The sequence below is a fragment of the Leptospira wolffii serovar Khorat str. Khorat-H2 genome, assembly GCF_000306115.2.
GTDB lineage: Bacteria > Spirochaetota > Leptospiria > Leptospirales > Leptospiraceae > Leptospira_B > Leptospira_B wolffii.
Window position 1 is genome coordinate 18,174 of sequence record NZ_AKWX02000012.1, and the last position, 18,068, is coordinate 36,241.

General features: G+C 45.3%; 13 protein-coding genes and 5 pseudogenes. 9 read left to right on the plus strand and 9 right to left on the minus strand.

All coding sequences use genetic code 11. The features are described from left to right. Positions 1–23: 23 nt before the first annotated feature. Positions 24–224, minus strand: a pseudogene (locus LEP1GSC061_RS21655) (transposase domain-containing protein); the annotation flags it as partial. 264 nt (positions 225–488) lie between these two features. Here LEP1GSC061_RS21655 and LEP1GSC061_RS21875 point away from each other — a divergent pair. Continuing rightward, a pseudogene (locus LEP1GSC061_RS21875) lies at positions 489–941 on the plus strand (RHS repeat-associated core domain-containing protein); the annotation flags it as partial. A gap of 710 nt (positions 942–1,651) precedes the next feature. Further along, positions 1,652–2,095 carry a hypothetical protein gene (locus LEP1GSC061_RS09135; protein WP_040508356.1) on the plus strand — a complete coding sequence of 148 codons (444 nt, stop codon included), beginning with the start codon at positions 1,652–1,654 and terminating at the stop codon, positions 2,093–2,095. Between the two features lie 304 nt (positions 2,096–2,399). On the opposite strand, the pseudogene LEP1GSC061_RS21885 reads toward LEP1GSC061_RS09135, so the two are convergent. After that, positions 2,400–2,570, minus strand: a pseudogene (locus LEP1GSC061_RS21885) (IS256 family transposase); the annotation flags it as partial. A 467-nt stretch (positions 2,571–3,037) separates the two neighbouring features. On the opposite strand from LEP1GSC061_RS21885, the pseudogene LEP1GSC061_RS21890 reads away from it, so the two are divergent. From LEP1GSC061_RS21890 to LEP1GSC061_RS09165, 4 genes and pseudogenes are all read left to right on the plus strand, one after another. After that, positions 3,038–3,529 (plus strand): annotated as a pseudogene (locus LEP1GSC061_RS21890) (RHS repeat-associated core domain-containing protein); the annotation flags it as partial. Positions 3,530–4,276: 747 nt separating this feature from the next. Then, positions 4,277–4,912, plus strand: a complete 636-nt coding sequence (locus LEP1GSC061_RS09150) for a hypothetical protein (protein WP_040508358.1) — start codon at positions 4,277–4,279, stop codon at positions 4,910–4,912. A gap of 246 nt (positions 4,913–5,158) precedes the next feature. Beyond that, positions 5,159–5,872: pseudogene (locus tag LEP1GSC061_RS09155) on the plus strand (RHS repeat-associated core domain-containing protein); the annotation flags it as partial. A gap of 718 nt (positions 5,873–6,590) precedes the next feature. Next, positions 6,591–6,941: an Imm8 family immunity protein gene (locus LEP1GSC061_RS09165; RefSeq protein ID WP_040508362.1), complete on the plus strand. Its 351-nt coding sequence runs from the start codon at positions 6,591–6,593 to the stop codon at positions 6,939–6,941. 694 nt (positions 6,942–7,635) lie between these two features. Here the strand turns inward: LEP1GSC061_RS09165 and LEP1GSC061_RS09175 are convergent. Continuing rightward, positions 7,636–8,418 carry a LamG domain-containing protein gene (locus LEP1GSC061_RS09175; RefSeq protein ID WP_016545303.1) on the minus strand — a complete coding sequence of 261 codons (783 nt, stop codon included), beginning with the start codon at positions 8,416–8,418 and terminating at the stop codon, positions 7,636–7,638. 253 nt (positions 8,419–8,671) lie between these two features. Here LEP1GSC061_RS09175 and LEP1GSC061_RS09180 point away from each other — a divergent pair, with 253 nt between their 5' ends. From LEP1GSC061_RS09180 to LEP1GSC061_RS09190, 3 genes are all read left to right on the plus strand, one after another. Continuing rightward, complete coding sequence (locus tag LEP1GSC061_RS09180; protein WP_016545193.1) at positions 8,672–9,373, plus strand: alpha/beta hydrolase; 702 nt, start codon at positions 8,672–8,674, stop codon at positions 9,371–9,373. Continuing rightward, positions 9,370–10,074, plus strand: a complete 705-nt coding sequence (locus LEP1GSC061_RS09185) for a hypothetical protein (protein ID WP_016545156.1) — start codon at positions 9,370–9,372, stop codon at positions 10,072–10,074. Before LEP1GSC061_RS09180 ends, LEP1GSC061_RS09185 begins: the two co-directional genes overlap by 4 nt. Positions 10,075–10,191: 117 nt before the next feature. After that, the gene (locus LEP1GSC061_RS09190) at positions 10,192–11,049 is read left to right on the plus strand and encodes a PH domain-containing protein (RefSeq protein ID WP_016545325.1); all 858 of its coding nucleotides are present in this window, start codon (positions 10,192–10,194) and stop codon (positions 11,047–11,049) included. A 27-nt stretch (positions 11,050–11,076) separates the two neighbouring features. Here the strand turns inward: LEP1GSC061_RS09190 and LEP1GSC061_RS09195 are convergent, their stop codons facing one another. The 6 genes from LEP1GSC061_RS09195 to LEP1GSC061_RS09220 all read right to left on the minus strand — a co-directional run bounded on the left by LEP1GSC061_RS09195 (position 11,077) and on the right by LEP1GSC061_RS09220 (position 17,961). After that, entirely contained in the window at positions 11,077–11,796 is a 720-nt protein-coding gene (locus LEP1GSC061_RS09195; RefSeq protein ID WP_016545347.1) for a phosphate signaling complex PhoU family protein, read from the minus strand. Between the two features lie 50 nt (positions 11,797–11,846). Further along, on the minus strand, positions 11,847–12,263 hold the full coding sequence (locus LEP1GSC061_RS09200; protein WP_016545407.1) for an MAPEG family protein: 417 nt from the start codon (positions 12,261–12,263) through the stop codon (positions 11,847–11,849). A gap of 66 nt (positions 12,264–12,329) precedes the next feature. Beyond that, positions 12,330–13,595, minus strand: a complete 1,266-nt coding sequence (locus tag LEP1GSC061_RS09205) for an imelysin family protein (RefSeq protein WP_016545355.1) — start codon at positions 13,593–13,595, stop codon at positions 12,330–12,332. Positions 13,596–13,609: 14 nt separating this feature from the next. Continuing rightward, positions 13,610–15,250, minus strand: a complete 1,641-nt coding sequence (locus tag LEP1GSC061_RS09210) for a di-heme oxidoreductase family protein (protein WP_016545287.1) — start codon at positions 15,248–15,250, stop codon at positions 13,610–13,612. 59 nt (positions 15,251–15,309) lie between these two features. Beyond that, positions 15,310–16,605 (minus strand): imelysin family protein, encoded by a 1,296-nt coding sequence (locus LEP1GSC061_RS09215; RefSeq protein ID WP_016545241.1) that lies wholly within the window; start codon positions 16,603–16,605, stop codon positions 15,310–15,312. Positions 16,606–16,959: 354 nt separating this feature from the next. Next, complete coding sequence (locus LEP1GSC061_RS09220) at positions 16,960–17,961, minus strand: hypothetical protein (protein ID WP_016545378.1); 1,002 nt, start codon at positions 17,959–17,961, stop codon at positions 16,960–16,962. Between the last annotated feature and the right edge of the window lie 107 nt (positions 17,962–18,068).

Here is an 18,068-nt window from a genome sequence, read left to right on the forward strand (position 1 = left end):
GTTAGGTCTAATCAAGCACAGAGTTACCTGTATGGCGGTAACTCCCGATAAGAAAGCTCCCTCTGCTCTGTTTCCCAAGACTTAAATAGATCACGTAAATACACATAAGGATCGATTCCCGAGACCTTGGCATTTTGGATTAAAGAATAAAATCTCGCACTTGCAGTAGTTCCCTTAGGAAAGCCTGAGAAAAGCCAGTTCTTTCGTCCGACTACAAATGGGCGTTTGAGGAGGTTTGGCGGCTTTGCGCGCCTTCGCCCATGCGAGCGCGTGATCCTCTGCGTCTCCGTGCCTTTGCGTGAGAATCGCAGCTTTTAAAAATTCCGAAATATCAATAAATCCGGTCCGGGGTTCGGAGCTAGTAAATTCCCGGAGAGGGGTTAGCGGAATAACGATCGATTAGAAAATTAAGATTCTATAAATTATAAAGAAGGTATGCTCGTTATGGAGCGAGGGGGGACTTCCCCCTCCTCACACAATACAACAGAAACCAAGAAGTCCTCTACCCGAGCAAATTCAACGGTCTAGAATACTTAGAAGAAGAAAACGTATTACGTTCTATTAATAATATCTATCTGAACGGTGTCCGGATCGCAGCCTTGAACGAAGAGGGAACCACCGCCTACTTCCTCACGGACCAAGTGGATTCCGTGGCCCATGTCCTGGACGAGAACGGTCACACTCTCAGTCGTATGCAATACGAGCCGTATGGGGAGACGCTCGTTCAGAGAGGAAACCTAGACTTCGCTCCCAAATACAATTCGCAGGAGCTGGACCGGGAAACCAATTTCTATTTTTATAATGCTAGGTATTACGATCCGCAGATTGCTAGATTTACGAGTGCGGATAGTGTTATTGATGGAGCGAGGAGTACTCAGGGTTGGAATCGATTCTCGTATGTGGCAGGGAATCCGATCCGGTACAAGGATCCGACGGGGCACTGGAGTGCAGGATCTTTAGCTCAAAATTTTGGAGAAGGTGTGGGAGAAATACTCCTAAACACGGGAGAAGCAATCTACGATGCGGCAACAAGTCCGGTTGAGACAATAAAGAACGCGGCGAGTCAGAAAATGAACTCACTCAAGGCGAATCCTGGGCGTGAGATTATTTCCGCCGTACCTGGAGGTTCCCAAGCCCTACATAGTTATGATACTGTTAATCGAATCGCGAAAGCAGACTCTCCTTTGGATGAAACGTTCAGAGTTGCTGGAGAGACGGGCGCGGAAGCAGCAATAGGCTATGCGACTGGAAAGACCGCTCAAGGTGTTGCCGGCGTTGCCGGGCGAGTGGCAAAAAATGCTACTAGTGGTTTAAAGGGAAGAACTCCGGCTAATCAACTTGAAAAAAATATATCGACAAATGTCGAGAGTAAGGGCACAAAGAAAAGTCGAAATAAACCTCCTCCTCCTGATCCGAAAGCTCAAGGCAGAGCGCATTCAATAATCGAGAGGTATGGGAGGTCGGGCCAATACACTACACACAATGGTGACGGAACCTGGAAGCAATATCGTGGTTCAGGAAAGGAACATGGACAAATTAAAAGACCCAATATAAAGGAGGCGGGAAGAAATCGAACGCCGGATGGTCGCGAATTTATCGATAAAGGGCGCGTTCGCATCCCGCGTAATGATGAGTATCCCGGTAAATGATTATGGAGAAAAAAGATTCATTTGATTTTGCCTCTTTTGTTTCGGCAAACTCAAGTCATTATGTTTCTGGATTTGATTATTTGCAGATTGTATATAAATCCAATTCTTTACATACCGATTTCATCTTTTGGTTTTCTAAATTATTTTGGCCAGATTTTAAGATTATTGATGGGAAAGTTTTTTTGCAGGAACTATTCGATCAAAAATATTATGACGAATTAATAGGAGCGGGGGAGAATGATGATGATATACAGTTTTGGATGAATTTACTTGAGTTAACAGGTTTGTTTGACGATTTACCGTTGGGGCAAGCAATAGATGTATCGAAATCTCTTGTGCAATGCTGGAATTCTAAACTATCAATAGATGGAATTGTTTCTGTCCGTGCGAGAGCTATTTTCGAAGAGGATACTGAAGAACTATTTATAACTATTGATGACCATTAAGTGCAATCCCGTTAATATGTTCATTCGAATCTACTCAGCACAATCGGATCAACAGTGAAATGATGAATTGGTTGAGATGAAATTTTCTCCCCTCAGTGAAGAGGGTTTATTATCTGGAATAATTATATTCTTAATCAGAATTATTATATTTTTATAATTTGTACAATGCTAGTATTCACCTGACACTTCTTCTGAACGCCTGTTCTAATTTTCTGCTTGGTGGACCTCCGATTCTTCTGTCTTAATGCGATAGTGTCCGTTAAGTTTCGCACAATTTAAATTTCAGGTAAGGCTCTGGATACCGTCAAGCCGTGAGCTTTGAAATTTTTAGTTCTTTTAGCTTCTCCATGTCAAGATACTTTTTAGTTCCCCATTTTGTGGAGGCAACGTGCCTGAGACGAGCAGTTGCTAACATGAGGGTGGACTTTCCATCCGGGAAAGCTCCCACAACTTTTGTTCTCCTCTTAATTTCTCGAATGATTTAGGACGTTATCGCTTGTCGGACCTCCTACAAAGCTCGCCGTTAAAGTGCCAGCGCCCCTAATCGCAGTTTGACGCACGTGCGTATAACTGGTGGAAAATTGCGAGAGTAGGCTAGTCCTATCGAGTAGGTGGCCCCGAGTATTCATGTTCTAATTTTCGTTCCCGATTTAGAACGCAGCGTTCCAGATTCGAACCGAAGACACCTAATTCTTATTAGGCGACTGATTTATTCGTTAGGGTTTGTTTAACGCATTTTCAGGCAGCCACTCTCTCTCGGGTCCGGGCTTCGGAGCGGAAAATCTCCCGGCGATTCGTGCCCGAGGTTGTTGAGTTTGGCGATTTGAATACATCTCGCGATTAGAGCTTTTTGTCTTCGCTTTGCTCAGTCACCCTTCGGGAATCTCGCTTCTTAAGGGGCGCTCGATTGGGTAGCGTAATACCGAGTACAACTTAAAGAAAATATTAAGAAAATGCAAATGTTTAGCTCGGTATGAAGCGAGGGGGAGACCTCCCCCTTCATCCGCCCTCAAGTTAGAATACAACGACGAAACAAATATTCTCAGCTCGATCAACAACGTTTATCTGAACGAAGTGCGGATCGCAGCCCTGAACGAAGACGGAGCGATCGCATATTTCCTGACGGACCAAGTGGACTCTGTGGCGCATGTCTTGGACGACGAGGTGCATACTCTTTCACGGACCCAGTACGAACCGTACTGAGAAACGCTGGTCCAAAGGGGCAATCTGGACTTTGCTCCCAAATACAATTCCCAGGAGTTGGACCGAGAGACCAATTTCTATTTTTATAATGCTAGGTATTACGATCCGCAGATTGCAAGGTTCACGAGTGCGGATACAGTCGTTCCCGAAACGGGATTAGTCAGCCAAAGTTGGAACCGCTTTTCTTACGTAGCGGGGAATCCGATCCGGTACAAGGATCCGACGGGGCATGAGGAGAAAACTTTTGGAGATTCTGTAAAGGGATTCTTTAAGGGAGCTGCAACTAGATACGGACAAGATTTAGCAGCCTCGACTTTTCCGGGTATTGTTAAATCTAATATTGATTTTGCTAGATCGTTACCAGGGCTTGCTAATAAAGCAGCAGGATTTGGGAAGCAATTCTATTCGGCTTACAAAAGCAATAAAGTAGGGGAATTTTTAAACAATAAAGCGAACAATGCTTGGAATTCTACAAAAGCAGCCGGCTTTAAGGCGTTAGATCATGCAGTAAAGAATCCTGGCGAAACTCTGGGTCATTTGACAGTAGGCGCTGCTGAGGGAGGAGCTGGTTCGGGAGGACTGTTAGGGGGACGGAAGAATTTCTCTAAAAAATTTAGAAAATCAAATTCTTCATCATTAGCAAATATTTCAGATGATGCATTCATACATGTAACTACTCCATCAGGTGCATCGAAAATAATGTCATCTGGGCTGGATCCTCGCATATCGGGATATGTAACGAAATGGAAGTATATCAAAGATGTTCTTGATCCAAGTGAGTTCAATACAAAGCTGTATCGTAAAGACCTATGGCATGAAAAAGCTGGGAAATTTGACAGTGGGGCAGTGTTTTTAGAAATAGATGCTAATCCTAAATTTTACAGCCCAAGAACGAATTGGACGAATGGTGTTCCCCAATATCTATTCGAAGATATCGTCCCTGCTTTAAATATTAAGCGAATCGGAGGGCTCTGAGAATTGGAAAAGCAAATTAAAGAAATAATGAATGCCAAAGGCAATACTGGTCCGGTTGAAAGGTTAGAATTTCTTTTTAAATCACTGAATACTTCAGACGATCAGCAGGAATTCATGCAGACAATATGGAAAATTATTAAATTTGGTACAGCAATAGAGAGGAGTCTTTCCTTTGCCATTTTAAGTTCTTTGAATATGTCCAGTCAATATAAGAAAGAAATTAGAGAATATTTAGGAAAGTATAAGTATGATTCTGATGCACATTTGTTAATGCAGCTTCTTGGTATCTGCAAATCAATGGATGAAGCCTGGGCGATTGAGTTTGTTGAAACTATTATGAAGAAGGCTAAGTTAAAAAAAGAATGGGCAATATATATGATGGCAAATAGAAGCTTGATTTCTACCCGGAAATGGCGCCATGCTCTTAGGGATTTTGTAGACAACATTAATAATTTTGATAGCAGAACAGTGATAGACAATTTTGCATTCTTTCTCTGGGTGCATCCGGAAGTTGTGATATATGAAAACAATGAATTAGTTGATCCTGGAGTTGTCAAAAAAGCGATCGGTCTTAAGGCTAAAATTTTAGAAAGGTACAATGAAGCTTATTCTCACTTTCTTTATCGTAGGGATAGTTAACAGGATGCGAAATTCGGAATTTTTTCTGTATTTGCAGAGCTGAGATTAGTTCAATGATGAAAGTATCGTTATTACTGATTATTATCATATTACCTTCGTGCAATAGAGACACTTGTTCGAAGCGATTGTATTTCCCGGAGAGGGGGTAGCGCAATACCGAGTACAACTTAAATAGCATTAAGAAAATACAAATAATTCGCTCGGTATGAAGCGAGGGGGAGACTTCCCCCTTCATCTGTCCATTGAACAAACCACCAGGTCACCCATATCGATTCCACCCAGAGTGGGAACGACAGGCTCGTTATGAATTACGACGCCTCCGGAAATATGACCAGGCAGAGAGACAATTCCAAGGATCTGACAAAACAGATCACGATCGATTCCGAAAATAGAATCTTCCAGGTTCAGGATGCACTCGGTGCGACTGTAGGAAGATATTGGTACGACGAAGGAGGCTTCCGGGTCCGCAAACTCGCGGTCGTTCCTTCCGGAGCCGGTTCCAGAAACCAAGAAGTCCTCTACCCGAGCAAATTCTACGGTCTAGAATACTTAGAAGAAGAAAACGTATTACGTTCTATTAATAATATCTATCTGAACGGTGTCCGGATAGCCGCCTTGAACGAAGAGGGAACCACCGCCTACTTCCTCACGGACCAAGTGGATTCCGTGGCCCATGTCCTGGATGAAGAGGCCCATACTCTTTCACGAACTCAATACGAACCTTACGGAGAAACCCTCGTCCAGAGGGGAAACCAGGACCTTGTTCCCAAATACAATTCCCAGGAGCTCGACCGAGAAACCAATTTCTATTTTTATAATGCTAGGTATTACGATCCGCAGATTGCGAGATTTACGAGTGCGGATACAGTCATCGACGGTGCCCGCAGCACGCAGGGTTGGAATCGGTTCTCCTACGTTGCAGGGAATCCGATCCGGTACAAGGATCCGACGGGGCATGACTCAGTTGAGCCATATCTGTCACCAGAACAAAAGCAGAGTGCCAGCAGTCTTAATAACTCTCTGTCATATGTTAGAGGTTTCACTATCGGGTTAGCTTCAAGAAGTATGGCGGCCCTGAAAGATAAGGCGTCAGATATAGGCTATATATTTGGAGTGACGGATCGACTTGAGTCATACGATTTACAGGGTCGATCGTACGTTGCACCAAGTACTGAGCACGTTAAAAGGTTTGACGAAGGGCTTTTTAGCAAGTCTCTGCCGGAAGGGACAGATCTTGAAAAATTTGTAAAAGGTTTAAATCATGGAACGGGCTTAGGTTTAGCTGGGACCGAGTTTACTTTAAGTTACTTATCATTAGGTAGATCAAAATACTCTGGCGTAACTACTCAGTCGAGTCGCTCGTTGTTAGCTAGTGACAAGCAACTGGCTCGATAGAGCGGATTGCTAAGAGAAGCGGCAAGCCGAAAAGGGAACTATGGTCTTGGAATTGCTACTCGTCGCGAGGCAGATATGCTTGGTAAAGAATGGGTAGGTAAGGGGGCCACTTGGAGTTCGGATGGAAAAGCACTTATCAGCGAAAATAAACTTCGGCAATATAGGCCGCCTTCGCAGAAAAAAAGAGGAGTGCAAGCAAATTTTGAGCAAAGGTCCTTGAAAGATGGAAAGTTCCATAGTAATGGTCATCTGGATATCGTTGATTAATTGAGAGGAGGATTATATGAGAGCCGATTTGAAACATCTTCACTTTCGGGATAGAGATATTGAATCTTCTATTGAATTAAATGAGGACAATGTGCTAGAGGTCGATGCATACATTGGTACTTCGGGAGAGGATGCGTCTCAAATATTTTCCTTAACCGTTTGTACTCCTGAATATTTTGCTAAGAGGTTGGAGCAAGAATCCGTTGTGAATGGTCGAGGTTACTTGATTATGAACGCATTTAATGAAGATAAATTAAGATCCTATATTGATCGGTTTTGTTCAAAGTGTTGGGGTGACTCATGGGAAGAGATAGAGCGAAAGTTAGAATTCGTTGGTAGGTCAGAATTTGAAGATTATCAAGAATAAATTGTACAGAGATAGTATTCGGTTTACACTTCTTCCGAACGCTTGTTCTAATTTTCTGCTTGGTCGCCCTTCACTTCTTCTGTCTTAATGCCTTGGATAAAGACTTGAAATGGAGTTTTTCCATCCCGCCCATGGAAAAATCCCTATCACAAATCCGAAATTTTCCAACCGGAAATTCTCACTTTCTGCGTTTGTAGGAATTCTTACAAAGCTCTCCGTTGATTTGCGGTTTGTTGTTGCGGAGGACAATTTGACGCATATGCGTATAGCCCTTCCATTGGGTCCGGGCTTCGGAGCTAGTAAGTTCCCGGAGAGGGGGTAGCGAAATCCGCCAGCGGCGGATGTAGCGAGGGGGAGACCTCCCCCTACGAATTCAATTATGTGTGCGCAGTTTTATGTAACTTCGTAAAATCCCCCATTTTTTCACAAACGACCAAGCCTCGCGCGCCTTCACGCAACTTCGTGAAACCACTTCACATTCTTTCCGAGCAAAGAATAAATGAGGATATTGCGCAGCTTCGTAAAACTCGCCTCCGCGGTTCATTTAGTATGGAGGATTTCACGCAATGTCGTAAATTGTCCCACAAATTTTAATCAGCTTCATTGAGCTTGCCTTTGGGGCTCTAATTTTCTCATCTAGTATATAATAATATTATAACATAACTCTCCGACTCCGGCTTTTTGGCGCGAGGAATCAAAAGTAAAAGAAGAAAGGAGGAACGACTCTATCATACACCCGGACTTCGTCAATGTCTCCGTTGTGAAAGTATCCGGCAATAGTGCCATACCCTAAGGTAAACGGGGAACCGGAACTCCAGGGGACTTGGTTCGGATTGAACACAGTGCTGACGACTAGATCGTTATTCACATAGAGACTTGCGGTGTTTGTAGGAAGATCCCAGGTGAGTGTCACATGGTACCAAACATCGTCGAAGTACATAAAGCAGGGACTAGACACATCAATCGAACCTGAACCTCCGGTCGTGGAATAGGCTCGAATCCGATTGGTACAAACGGAAGTGAGAGCGTAAAATTGGAGTCCCAATCCGTCTCCTTGTCCTAAAAAAATCCCGGTGCTTCCGCTTCCTGTCTGTGGGAATTTTCCCCGTACCCAGGCGCTTAACGTAAAGGAGGCGGTCCCGGTCAATATGGGCTCTCCTGCCGCTCCCGAATCATGGCCCGCGTTTATTCCGTCGTAATGGAAAGCTCCTCCGGGAAGTCCGTTATGATCCGATGTGATCGTGGGACCTGTCGTGCCCGAAGGTGAAAGATGCAAAGATCCCACTCTATCGTTCGCATCCCCGTCCAAAGGCCAGTAATGGATCAGACCCACGTTCATGGTTGCTAAAAGAATCTTTGCGATACCTTGGGGTTGTTTGCTTTCTTCGGAAAATAACAGGCGATCGGTAAGTAGATAGGCGCCGCAATTATAGAATCCTAAAAAGAGAGCGATCAGATAGATGCGACGGAGGAACATAAGCAAAATTTTAAATTAGAACAAGGGTCGAAGAAAGAGAGCTAAAATGCAATAAATATCCGCTCGTTTGGGATTTTCGCATTCTTTAAGATACAATATTTTCATAAACCGTTTCTACTTTTTTTGAGAAATCGCTCCCCGGGAATTGTAGGAGGAATCCTGTCCCGTTTCGTAATTCGATTAAAGGTTTTATAAGCGACGGGGCGGAAATTATACTATTGCCAAACGGATCGGCCTCCTTTAAAAGGAACTCATGTCTTACGAAATTCCCTTGGTCCAGGTCGGTCCGGTCCAAACTGCTTGGATCAAAGGAGATCCGAACGGGCCTTATGTAATCTTCCTACACGGTTATGGTGCGAATGCTTACGATCTTCTTCCCCTGTATTCTTATATGGATGTTCCGGAAGGGACCAATTTTCTATTTCCCCAAGGGGTCCTGGAAGTTCCCATCATGCCCGGTTATAACGGAAGGGCCTGGTTTCCCATAGATATGGAAGCCTTGCAAAGAGCCATGGTGGCCGGAGGTTACCGGGACTTTTCCGATCGCTATCCGAACGGACTTGGAGAGGCGAGGGAGAAGGTGGAGGAGATGATCGCATCCTTGGGTGTTCCCATGGACAGGATCGTTCTAGGAGGTTTTTCCCAAGGATCCATGCTCGCAACCGATTTGGCTCTTCGGGCGGAACAAAAGCCTAAGGGGCTTGTCATTCTTTCCGGAAGTCTCATCGACGAAAAGTCCTGGTCCCAATTGGCTGCTAAGACTCCCGGCTATCGCTTTTTCCAAAGTCATGGTAGAATGGATCCTGTTCTCGGTTATCCCGCCGCCAAGAAGTTGGAAACATTGCTTTTGGATGCTGGATGGGTAGGGGAATTACTCGCATTTCCGGGTGGACATGAAATCCCCGAAGTAGTATTACTCGGTATGAATCGCTATCTCAGAGAACTGTTCGAATGACCTACCTGATCGAGAAATACGTAGCCCTCAAAAACAAATACAGGAACTACGATACCAAAGAGGCCTTGAGAAGAATGCAGGCCTGCCGCATCGCCTTAAAGGAACTGGAGGACAAGGGCTTCCGTACGGGTGTGGAGATTCTAGGCTCGATCAACTTCGGCATCGTGGAGCCTTCTTCGGATATAGATTGCATCCTCCTACATTTTTGCGATTTGCATAAGGACCAGGAATGTCCTGAATACTGTCCTAACTTTCTCTATGAGGCCGAGGAGATTAAGACTAATCTAAGAAGAAGATTAAAGAACGAAAATCTGAAAATTGAGTTCCTGGATTGCATCAATCTCAGAATGGTGGAACGCGCTCTCGAATCCGATAATTGGAAGGAGCACGAGGTTCTCCGTAGATTGTTATTCTATAGAACCATCGGGCGTCCGGTCAATCGTCCTCTATTCATTCCTTACACGGAGCGCCTGGAGGAAAATGAGGATTATATCAAGGACATTTTGGAATGGGGCTCCGAGGCCTTGAGCGTGTATCTCGGAACTTCCCGTCATAGATTCTCGTTCAATAAATACAATGAAAGAATAGAAAGCTCCGGCTTGCAACTTCCCCCCGGACTGAAGGAAGAGTTGGAAAGCTATTTGGATCAAGGAGAAGGGGAGTCCCCTTCTTCTCCCATTTCCGCCCATTACGGTGACTGACCCGCGGTCTCGGAAGATATATACACGGAATGAGAACCTTTTAACGACAATCCGGATTGTCCGGATTAAGGTCTTATAATATTCTGACGCGAACGGGAATATCGGAGTTTTGGATTGATGGAAGACTCAGAACAGATCAAAAGATGGGAAGATAGGATCAAAGCTTCCGCGTGGGTGGGATTCGGCTCGGCGGCACTGACGGCCGTGGCCAGCATCGTTAGTATTTTCGTAGAATCTCTCCGATCCATAGGGATGGACCCTTGGTCTCTTGTCGACGCGGCTCTTATGGCTGCGGTAAGTTACGGGACTCTTCGCAAGAACTATTTGGCGGCTTTCGGACAAGTAGCTCTGGCGCTCCTGACTAGAATCATTTTACTGATTGAAGGAACTAGATCGATAGGCGTCGTCATAGGCGGATTCGTATTTATCGCCCTTTACCTCGTCGGAGCGATCGCCGCTTATAATCTGCATCGATACAATCGGGAGAAGAGAGCGGAGGCTGGAATTCCGGAAGAAAGAAAGAGTGTAGGATTCTATATTCTCTCCGTATTCGGTTCCTTGTTTATATTGGGCTTTCTTTTCTTGGTCTGGGTCGGAGTAGTGGGGCCCGAAATAGAAGTAGTTTCCGGAAATATGCTGAAATCCAAATATTTGGATTTCGTAAAGGAAAAGAATCTGATCGGTAAGAATGAGAAGATCATCTATTGGTATTCCGACGCATTCATCGATTTTAAGGAAAGCTTCTCCTTCTTTACGGATAAAAAACTGGTGATTTATCAAGCGGAACTCGCGGAGAATCCCGCAATCGTGGTTCCTTATTCTAAAATCGAAGATATGGAATTGGATTTGGATTCTTCTCGTGTGTTTGTATATCTAAAAAACGAAGAATCGGAAGTGTATTTTCCCGTGCCCTCCTCGGAGGACGAAGCTAGAAAATTCTACGACGGTCTCGAGAAAGAATGGAAGAAGAGATAACGGATATTAGGCTCCGGCTATATCTCTTTAAGCGGTTTTTGTTTTTTCGGTAGCCTGGACCGGATCCGAAAGATGGCGAATGTCCATACCGGTATTCAATCGAACCAATTCTTCGGCGATATTGACCGCATAGTCTCCCGCTCTTTCGATTCCTAAAATTATACGATATAGGTCCGCAAATTGATTCTTATCCAGTCTCGGATCCATTACGAATTTCAAAAAGGCACCGTTACATAGATTGTTCAATTCTTCTTCTACCGTATGAACGGATCCGTAAAAGCGATTCTTTTCCTCAACTAAGGATTCAACCGCCATTCCCACTAAAGTTACGACTCGGGAGAGCATCTTGTCCAAGATCTCTTCTTGACGGAAGAAACCCTTGGGCAATAGACCTCTTCTATAACAGGTGGCGCAATTTACGATTTGGTCTCCCATTCTTTCCAGGCTTCGATTGATCCGGATCGCGGAGAGCGCGAAACGCAATGGGTCCTTTTTGAGTACCACTTCTCCGTCGATTTGATCCATACCTAGAAGATTCCGGTTGGCTATCGCTTCCAATATCGCATTTTGAGAGAGGTTATCGTTTTGCTTTTCCAGGCTATCGATTAGATCGTCCCTTTCTATCACCTGCTTTGCTAGGTCCGGATTTTCCTGTTCGATGGCGTCGTCCAAAATCAGGATTTGCTCCAGACATAGCTCCGCCATTGCATAAAGGTTTTTTCTGAGATAATCGAACTTAGCGGCCATGGAAATCTTTCCGAAACTTAACGTCGGTACAGTAGAGGGTCAAGATGTTTTTATAAAAGGGAGCGAAGTAGAATCCCAAGCATCGCTACAAAGCTCGCGAATTGGATGAGAAACCCTGTGAATCTTACGTTCACATTCCATTCTCCTCCTCCGCTTAGATGAGCGACGGATTGAAGGATCCTAGCTCCTACTACCACTCTGGCTAAGATCTCGAAAATGGGATCTTGGAATCCGAGATAGAAAGCGGTCAGAACGATCACCGCAAAGACGGGAAGGCTTTCCATACAATTTTGGTGAGCCCTATGCAATCTCCAATAGAAATCGCTTCCGTGCTGGATCCAAGCCGGGAATTCGTTGGATTTTTTCGTACCCGCGAGTACTTGAGCGACTCGGAACGTTACGACTCCGAATAAAAGAAGAAGGGACCAGCCCGTGAACGAAAGAAGCGCGGTTATAGAACTAAACATAGTCCCGTAAGAAGCGTCTCTTTCGTTCTTTTGGCAAGAAGTTTTCGAAAGCGCAAATTGAAAGAATCAATCCCCGTCGTTAGGAGAAGGTAAATTCGGAACTCCTAGAACGGAGAAGGCATCGATTGTTAGGTATGTCTTCAGAGTTAAGGCCTTTTGCCAAAGCGGTTTGACCTGAGATTCCACGTTGCTTCCCGAACCGACGGTTCCTGAGTCCAGTGCAATCTCCGCATACAAATCTTTATTGGAACCTATCTTGGAGTTCAGAGAGTTTTTTAGATCGGTAATCGCAGATTTGATATTCGTGTCCATGCTAGGATTCTGAGCGGTAACCATTAAGGAGAGAGACCTATTATCCGGATCGGAAATATTTCCAAGATATGCGAATTCCAAAGATAGAAGGTTATTATACAAATCAATATATGCATTTCTTGCATAAATCGCTTCGGATAGTACCGGATTCGAAGTGTTTACTCCGGTTATGCAGGATTTATTTAAGCATGCGGGTGCTGCGATTTTTACGTCTTCCATCTGATAGGAAACATTACCGATGGATTGGACATATTTATCAAAAGCTTCCCCTTGGTTTCTGAAATATGTGCCGGTTCCATTTATGAAATTATACGCAAAGTTACCGCCGGAGGCGGACCATTCCGTTTGCAATGTAAGTGCATCTTGGTGGATTAATTCTGCAAGCGCCTGGATATAATCGAATCTGCGGGGAGTAGCTACGTTGGCATTATGAATCGCTGTATTATCGTAAGTCGTATCCGGTTGGCCCCCGTCCGCAGTAAAGATAAGCATCTCCAATGCTTCGAATCCCTTATATTTATAGAGGCAAGGTTGTAATGCAGTGCTGGTAATAGTCGTTGTCGGACAAGCCGCCAAAGCCGGCGTACTAATAATTTGGCTAACCGTACTCCAAAGAGGGCGGGCACCTGATTTTTCAAATCCGTCCATCTTGGTATAATACGATTTGCTATTAGGTAGATCCGCAGGCCCAAAATAAAAGACTTCCACTTTTTTTAGGGAGACCCTAGCGTTTTTCCATGCGGTTTGCAGAGCGGTGAGGTCTCCAGAACTTTTGGAGGAACTATAAGTGTCGGCTGCATTTTTCAAGACCAAGGTCTTGGCCTCCAAATCGTCCAAGCTGGGTATGATAATATTATTTGCAGAATATTCTAAGATCTCGGTATAATCCACTGTAGGCGTTAAGAGGGAACCGAAAGCCAGAGGGAGTAGATTGGTCCCTCCTCCTCCCCCACATCCTATAAGGGAGAATAAACCTGCGAGGGTCGCTTTATAGATTTGCTTTTTATAATATTCTTTCATCTTAGGTTCACCCCTTATAAGGATTCCAGGAATTTGATTAACTGAGCCCTTTCACTAGCACTACGGACCTGGAAGTTTTGGCGGGCCTGGGTCGCTTCTCCTCCGTGCCAAAGGATGGCTTCTTCTACCCCGTTGGCTCTTCCATCATGTAGGAGTTTGAAATGTCCATTTACAGTTTTGATCAAACCGAGCCCCCAAAGAGGAGTCGTTCTCCATTCTTGACCGTTTGCGTCAAAGTCCTGGCGTCCATCCGCTAAATCCGCACCCATATCGTGCAATAACAGGTCTGTGTAAGGTTTGATATGTTGATTGGAAAGTTCCGGAAAGCCCGAGACGGTTCCGGTTTGTACATACGGTTTATGGCATGCAACACATCCAAGTGTAGTGAAAAGTGCTTTGCCTGCGATCACATTCGGATCCGATACGTTTCTTCTCGCGGGAACGCCGACCATCTTCGTATAGAAGGTAATGCTATTCGCCAAAGATACGGTAATTTCAGGATCCGCACTGGAGGAAGCGTTGGTTAGACAAGCGGTTTGCGCACTAGGACAATTGTCCGTGGAGAAGAGAGGGCTTGTTATCCCGATATCGCCTAAGAAAGCTCCTTGGTTTTGTTGAGCCAGATTGGGCTCGTTGGCTTTCCAGCCGAAACGTCCTAAAACTTTCGTCGACGTGGCCGCATCCCAGACCTGATTGGCTTTACCTGAAATTCCATCCGAGTTCGCATCGCTCGGGTCCGCCCAGCCAAGGATAGTAGATTCTGGAATAGCTTCTAATAGACCGAGACCGGGAATCATGGGAGCGGTTCTGGGTGAGAAATGGAATCCTTCGGGTCCTGTTGTCGGATCTCCGAACAAGGAATTCCAAGTAAAGGAATACGTAGGCTTTTTCAGGATTACATTGGTCCCATCTGGATAGGTCGTACTTCCACTCGGATAGTTTGGAGCAGGAAAATTGGAATAAGAAACGAAAGCGGCTCCTTCGGGCGGAGTAAAATTAGTTCCTTGAATCGAAGTGGGCGAGCAATCCAAGTTTGAATCATAAATGCTAGGATCGCAGCCTAAGCCTCTAGGGTTCAATTGCAATCCGTAGTTGGTTAGACCGATTGGTCCTCCAGTCGTAGGATCCGTTCCATCTTTCGAAAGACGGATAAGAATCCCAATCGCATTATTCAAATTTCCTGATGCAGGAGGAGCACCTCTACCGTCATGAGAATGACAGCCTTGACAAGATCTAGCGTTGAAAGTGGGTCCTAGTCCGAATGCCGCACTACTACCTTCTGCCGTCCAAGTTTGGTTGAAGAAACTATTTCCATTATTGAATAAGACTCCATTAGAGGACTGCATATTGAATGCGTGTACATCGAAAGAAGATTGATTCGAAATACAATTCGTTCCGTAGCCACCGGAGTATCTTTCTCCCGGATCGGCCAAGGGATCTTCGGCAATCGGGGGAATGCAGGTATCGGAACCTTCCGAGGTAAATTGCCCTAACGCGGCTGCCAAGGCCAAAACTCCTTGGCCTGAACCTTGGCTGTTACCGCAGTTTCCTAGAAAATAGAGTAAGCAAACCAGGAAAGGAGTCTTCCGGAGAAGTCCTTTCCATTGTTCGCTTTTCTTTTTTCCCAATTGGTTTTCATTTTTTTCACAGTTCATATTTGTTTATTTGTTTGGGATAAAGATTTTTAATTCAGATTAAACCATAAGCAATCCGGTTAGTATTGACTCATAGCATTTGCGAAGTCCGAAACCAAAGTACCGGATAATAGAGACTGCAAGTCATCTAACAGGTTTTGTTGAGCGACTGTACTATTGGCGCTCTTCATGATAATCTGGTCATAACGTTCCGAAATCGTTCCGGAGGCGCAGCTAGCCGTGTAATTCGGATCCGAAGTTTCGTTACTTAGATTGATGCAGAAATAATCGCGGGCTTGGGTCGCGTCCGCAATAATGAAATTGCTCGTAGAAGATTGTACTAAAGTTGAGAGCCCCGGACCGGTGCTAATGTTCACTCCCTTGACTATACTGTAATTCCCAGTCCAAATATTCAGAAACCCTTGTGCGTCATAATAGAAGTCCGCTTTAGTCGTATCACTGAAGCAAGAGTGCTCGTCTTCTTGGACGCCACTGGTAATGCCTTGCAAACGATCTCCGCCCCATTCGGAGGCGATGAATTGTCCTAAACCGTTAAACACGGCTACTTTGGAATTTCTTCCTCCCGCTATAAATGCGGAACGATAACTACCGGCCCATTGGTCTCTCACTTGGGTTAAATGCCCGATGAGTCCGTTGATTGCTTCCGTCAGGTATTTTTTTCTACGAACTCCGGAGGTCGCATCGGTAAAATAGGTTTCCGTTCTTTGTCCTGGGAATAAGTTTACTCCAGCCGGAGAACCGCTTTCATCCTTTCCCCATAAAAGATATTCAATGGCATGGTAACCGGTCATGACGACTTGATCGGTATCCCCCACTTCTCCGCCGGCAGCGAGAGTCGGATCTTCGTTTTTGGAATAGAGATCCTCAAAGGTAAGATCGGAACCATCGCTTGCCTTGGTTGCTATATAATTGTCGATGACGATTTCATCCAGGGGCCAAGCATTGATCGCACCTTCGCAAGCATCCGTTCCTGAATAAGAAGGGGCAGTTCCACCGCAATATCCCGGGTCTGCATCGATCGGCCCGCCGCTGAATCGGAAAGGCTCCGATACGAGATAACTTGCTCTCGCAACGACCCAAGCGTTTCTCGCTGCGGTTAGGTTAGCACTGGTCGGATTAGAAACGAAAGTCTGAACAGCTGTCTTTAGGGAGTTGGCATCTATGACCGCTTGGTTGTACGATTGATAGGCGATATCGGCGTATCGGACCAATACAGGATCGGATGATTGGCTCAAGGCCGCTAAAGCGAGACCCAGTCCGTCAGAACCGCCTGAGCCTCCGCCGCAGGCAAAAAGTAAAATAGAAAGAGGGGCCGCTAGGAGGTAGCTGGCAATTTTAGTTTGGATGTTCCGCATTGGATAACTCCTAATCAATAGCTCGAGAAAAATCCCCGGCTTAGGACGAATGGCCCGGCCGGGGCCAGAGATGAACTGTGGGGATGACTCCCTCCGGTTCCTGGGAAAGGATCCGGCTTGATTTTGCACTTGAGAATAAGTCTCATTAAAAGTCAAACCGTTTTTATTTTCCTTCTACTTCCCTAGTTCATCTGGCCCGAAAACCGGCAAAATCGCACGATTTAACGAGAATTTTCACTGTTTCTGGATCTTGGAATACCTATTCCGGAGACCCGTAAACGAAAATGAGGCTGACTCTCAAAGTTTGTTAACCTGCGTATGGGTCAATCTAAAAAGGTTTCCGAGTAACTTGATTTATGCTTCCGGGACAAGTCCGTGAGAAGAATCGTCCGTCAGGATTTCGAAGGCCGCTTTTCGGGAGGAAATGAGACGGAGGGGAGAAGTTTCACCCTTTCTTTGGACTAGGATTTCCGCTCTGGCGATTTTGGAATTCAGGCAATATTTCCAACCGCCGGGAGGATTCGAATAACGAAGACAGGCAAAGTCCTTCCGATTGGCATGGATTCTTCCTTGGATCCGAATCTCCGGAGATTCCGCATGGAAATTCCAATCGAAGTATCCGTATTCTGCCCTGCGAAAAGAGGAGAATAATCCGTTTAGAGAATATTCCTCTCCTTGGAGACGGAAAACGATCGGAGTGATGGAAGGAGTCCAAAAGGGACCGAGCTTGATTCTTGCCGTGGCCAATTCCAAGAAAGAATCCTTTTCTCCGTCGAAGCCCGCTACCTGTCCCCAAGCGTAGCGATCCGTGTGTTTCGGACCCCAGTTGTGATTCTGGCTTCCGATCCAGTCTTTCAATTCTATTTTATTATTTTCTAATGTAATATTTCCGTTCAAAATTATACCGGGTCTTCCTACGAGCACTTTCGCCTTCGGGAAACCTCCTTGGTAAAGATTCTCGGGAAATAGGAAAAGAGGTCTGTCTCCTCCGGAGAGTTTCAGGTCCCATTCTATTTTTTTAGTTCCGGGTTTATTTCCCGCTCTTCCCCGGATTTCGGAATGGGTCTGAACGGAGTCCGAGATGCGCACCTTGAACGGCTCTCCTTGAAAGTCGCATTCACGGATAGGAAATTCGGATTTGGAAACGCTGTGCTTTCCATTCTCCCCGTCGAAAAATATCGCCCAGAGTTCCCCTATGGCTTCTTGCGGGTTTCCCTTCGGGGAGAATATGGTGTATCGAATCCAAATCGCCTGGGGGAGAAGGGGGTGGTTTCCTCGTACGAACCAACTTTCGTAATGACCCGCCTTGGAATCCGGCAGGAATCTGGGAAAATCATAGTCTTCGGAAATACTCATGGGGGGATTCTCGGAAATTCCGGAAGGAAGAGCAATTAGAATCCGATTCTCGGAGTTCCTACACCCGGTTTTCCTTACGGAAAATATCGTATAAAGGATTTATAAGG

Excerpts from the sequence above, each read along its gene's own strand:
- LEP1GSC061_RS09135 (WP_040508356.1), top strand. The coding sequence starts at position 1,652 with ATGGAGAAAAAAGATTCATTTGATTTTGCCTCTTTTGTTTCGGCAAAC.
- LEP1GSC061_RS09165 (WP_040508362.1), top strand. The coding sequence starts at position 6,591 with ATGAGAGCCGATTTGAAACATCTTCACTTTCGGGATAGAGATATTGAA.
- LEP1GSC061_RS09175 (WP_016545303.1), bottom strand. The coding sequence starts at position 8,418 with ATGTTCCTCCGTCGCATCTATCTGATCGCTCTCTTTTTAGGATTCTAT.
- LEP1GSC061_RS09180 (WP_016545193.1), top strand. The coding sequence starts at position 8,672 with ATGTCTTACGAAATTCCCTTGGTCCAGGTCGGTCCGGTCCAAACTGCT.
- LEP1GSC061_RS09185 (WP_016545156.1), top strand. The coding sequence starts at position 9,370 with ATGACCTACCTGATCGAGAAATACGTAGCCCTCAAAAACAAATACAGG.
- LEP1GSC061_RS09190 (WP_016545325.1), top strand. The coding sequence starts at position 10,192 with ATGGAAGACTCAGAACAGATCAAAAGATGGGAAGATAGGATCAAAGCT.
- LEP1GSC061_RS09195 (WP_016545347.1), bottom strand. The coding sequence starts at position 11,796 with ATGGCCGCTAAGTTCGATTATCTCAGAAAAAACCTTTATGCAATGGCG.
- LEP1GSC061_RS09200 (WP_016545407.1), bottom strand. The coding sequence starts at position 12,263 with ATGTTTAGTTCTATAACCGCGCTTCTTTCGTTCACGGGCTGGTCCCTT.
- LEP1GSC061_RS09205 (WP_016545355.1), bottom strand. The coding sequence starts at position 13,595 with ATGAAAGAATATTATAAAAAGCAAATCTATAAAGCGACCCTCGCAGGT.
- LEP1GSC061_RS09210 (WP_016545287.1), bottom strand. The coding sequence starts at position 15,250 with ATGAACTGTGAAAAAAATGAAAACCAATTGGGAAAAAAGAAAAGCGAA.
- LEP1GSC061_RS09215 (WP_016545241.1), bottom strand. The coding sequence starts at position 16,605 with ATGCGGAACATCCAAACTAAAATTGCCAGCTACCTCCTAGCGGCCCCT.
- LEP1GSC061_RS09220 (WP_016545378.1), bottom strand. The coding sequence starts at position 17,961 with ATGAGTATTTCCGAAGACTATGATTTTCCCAGATTCCTGCCGGATTCC.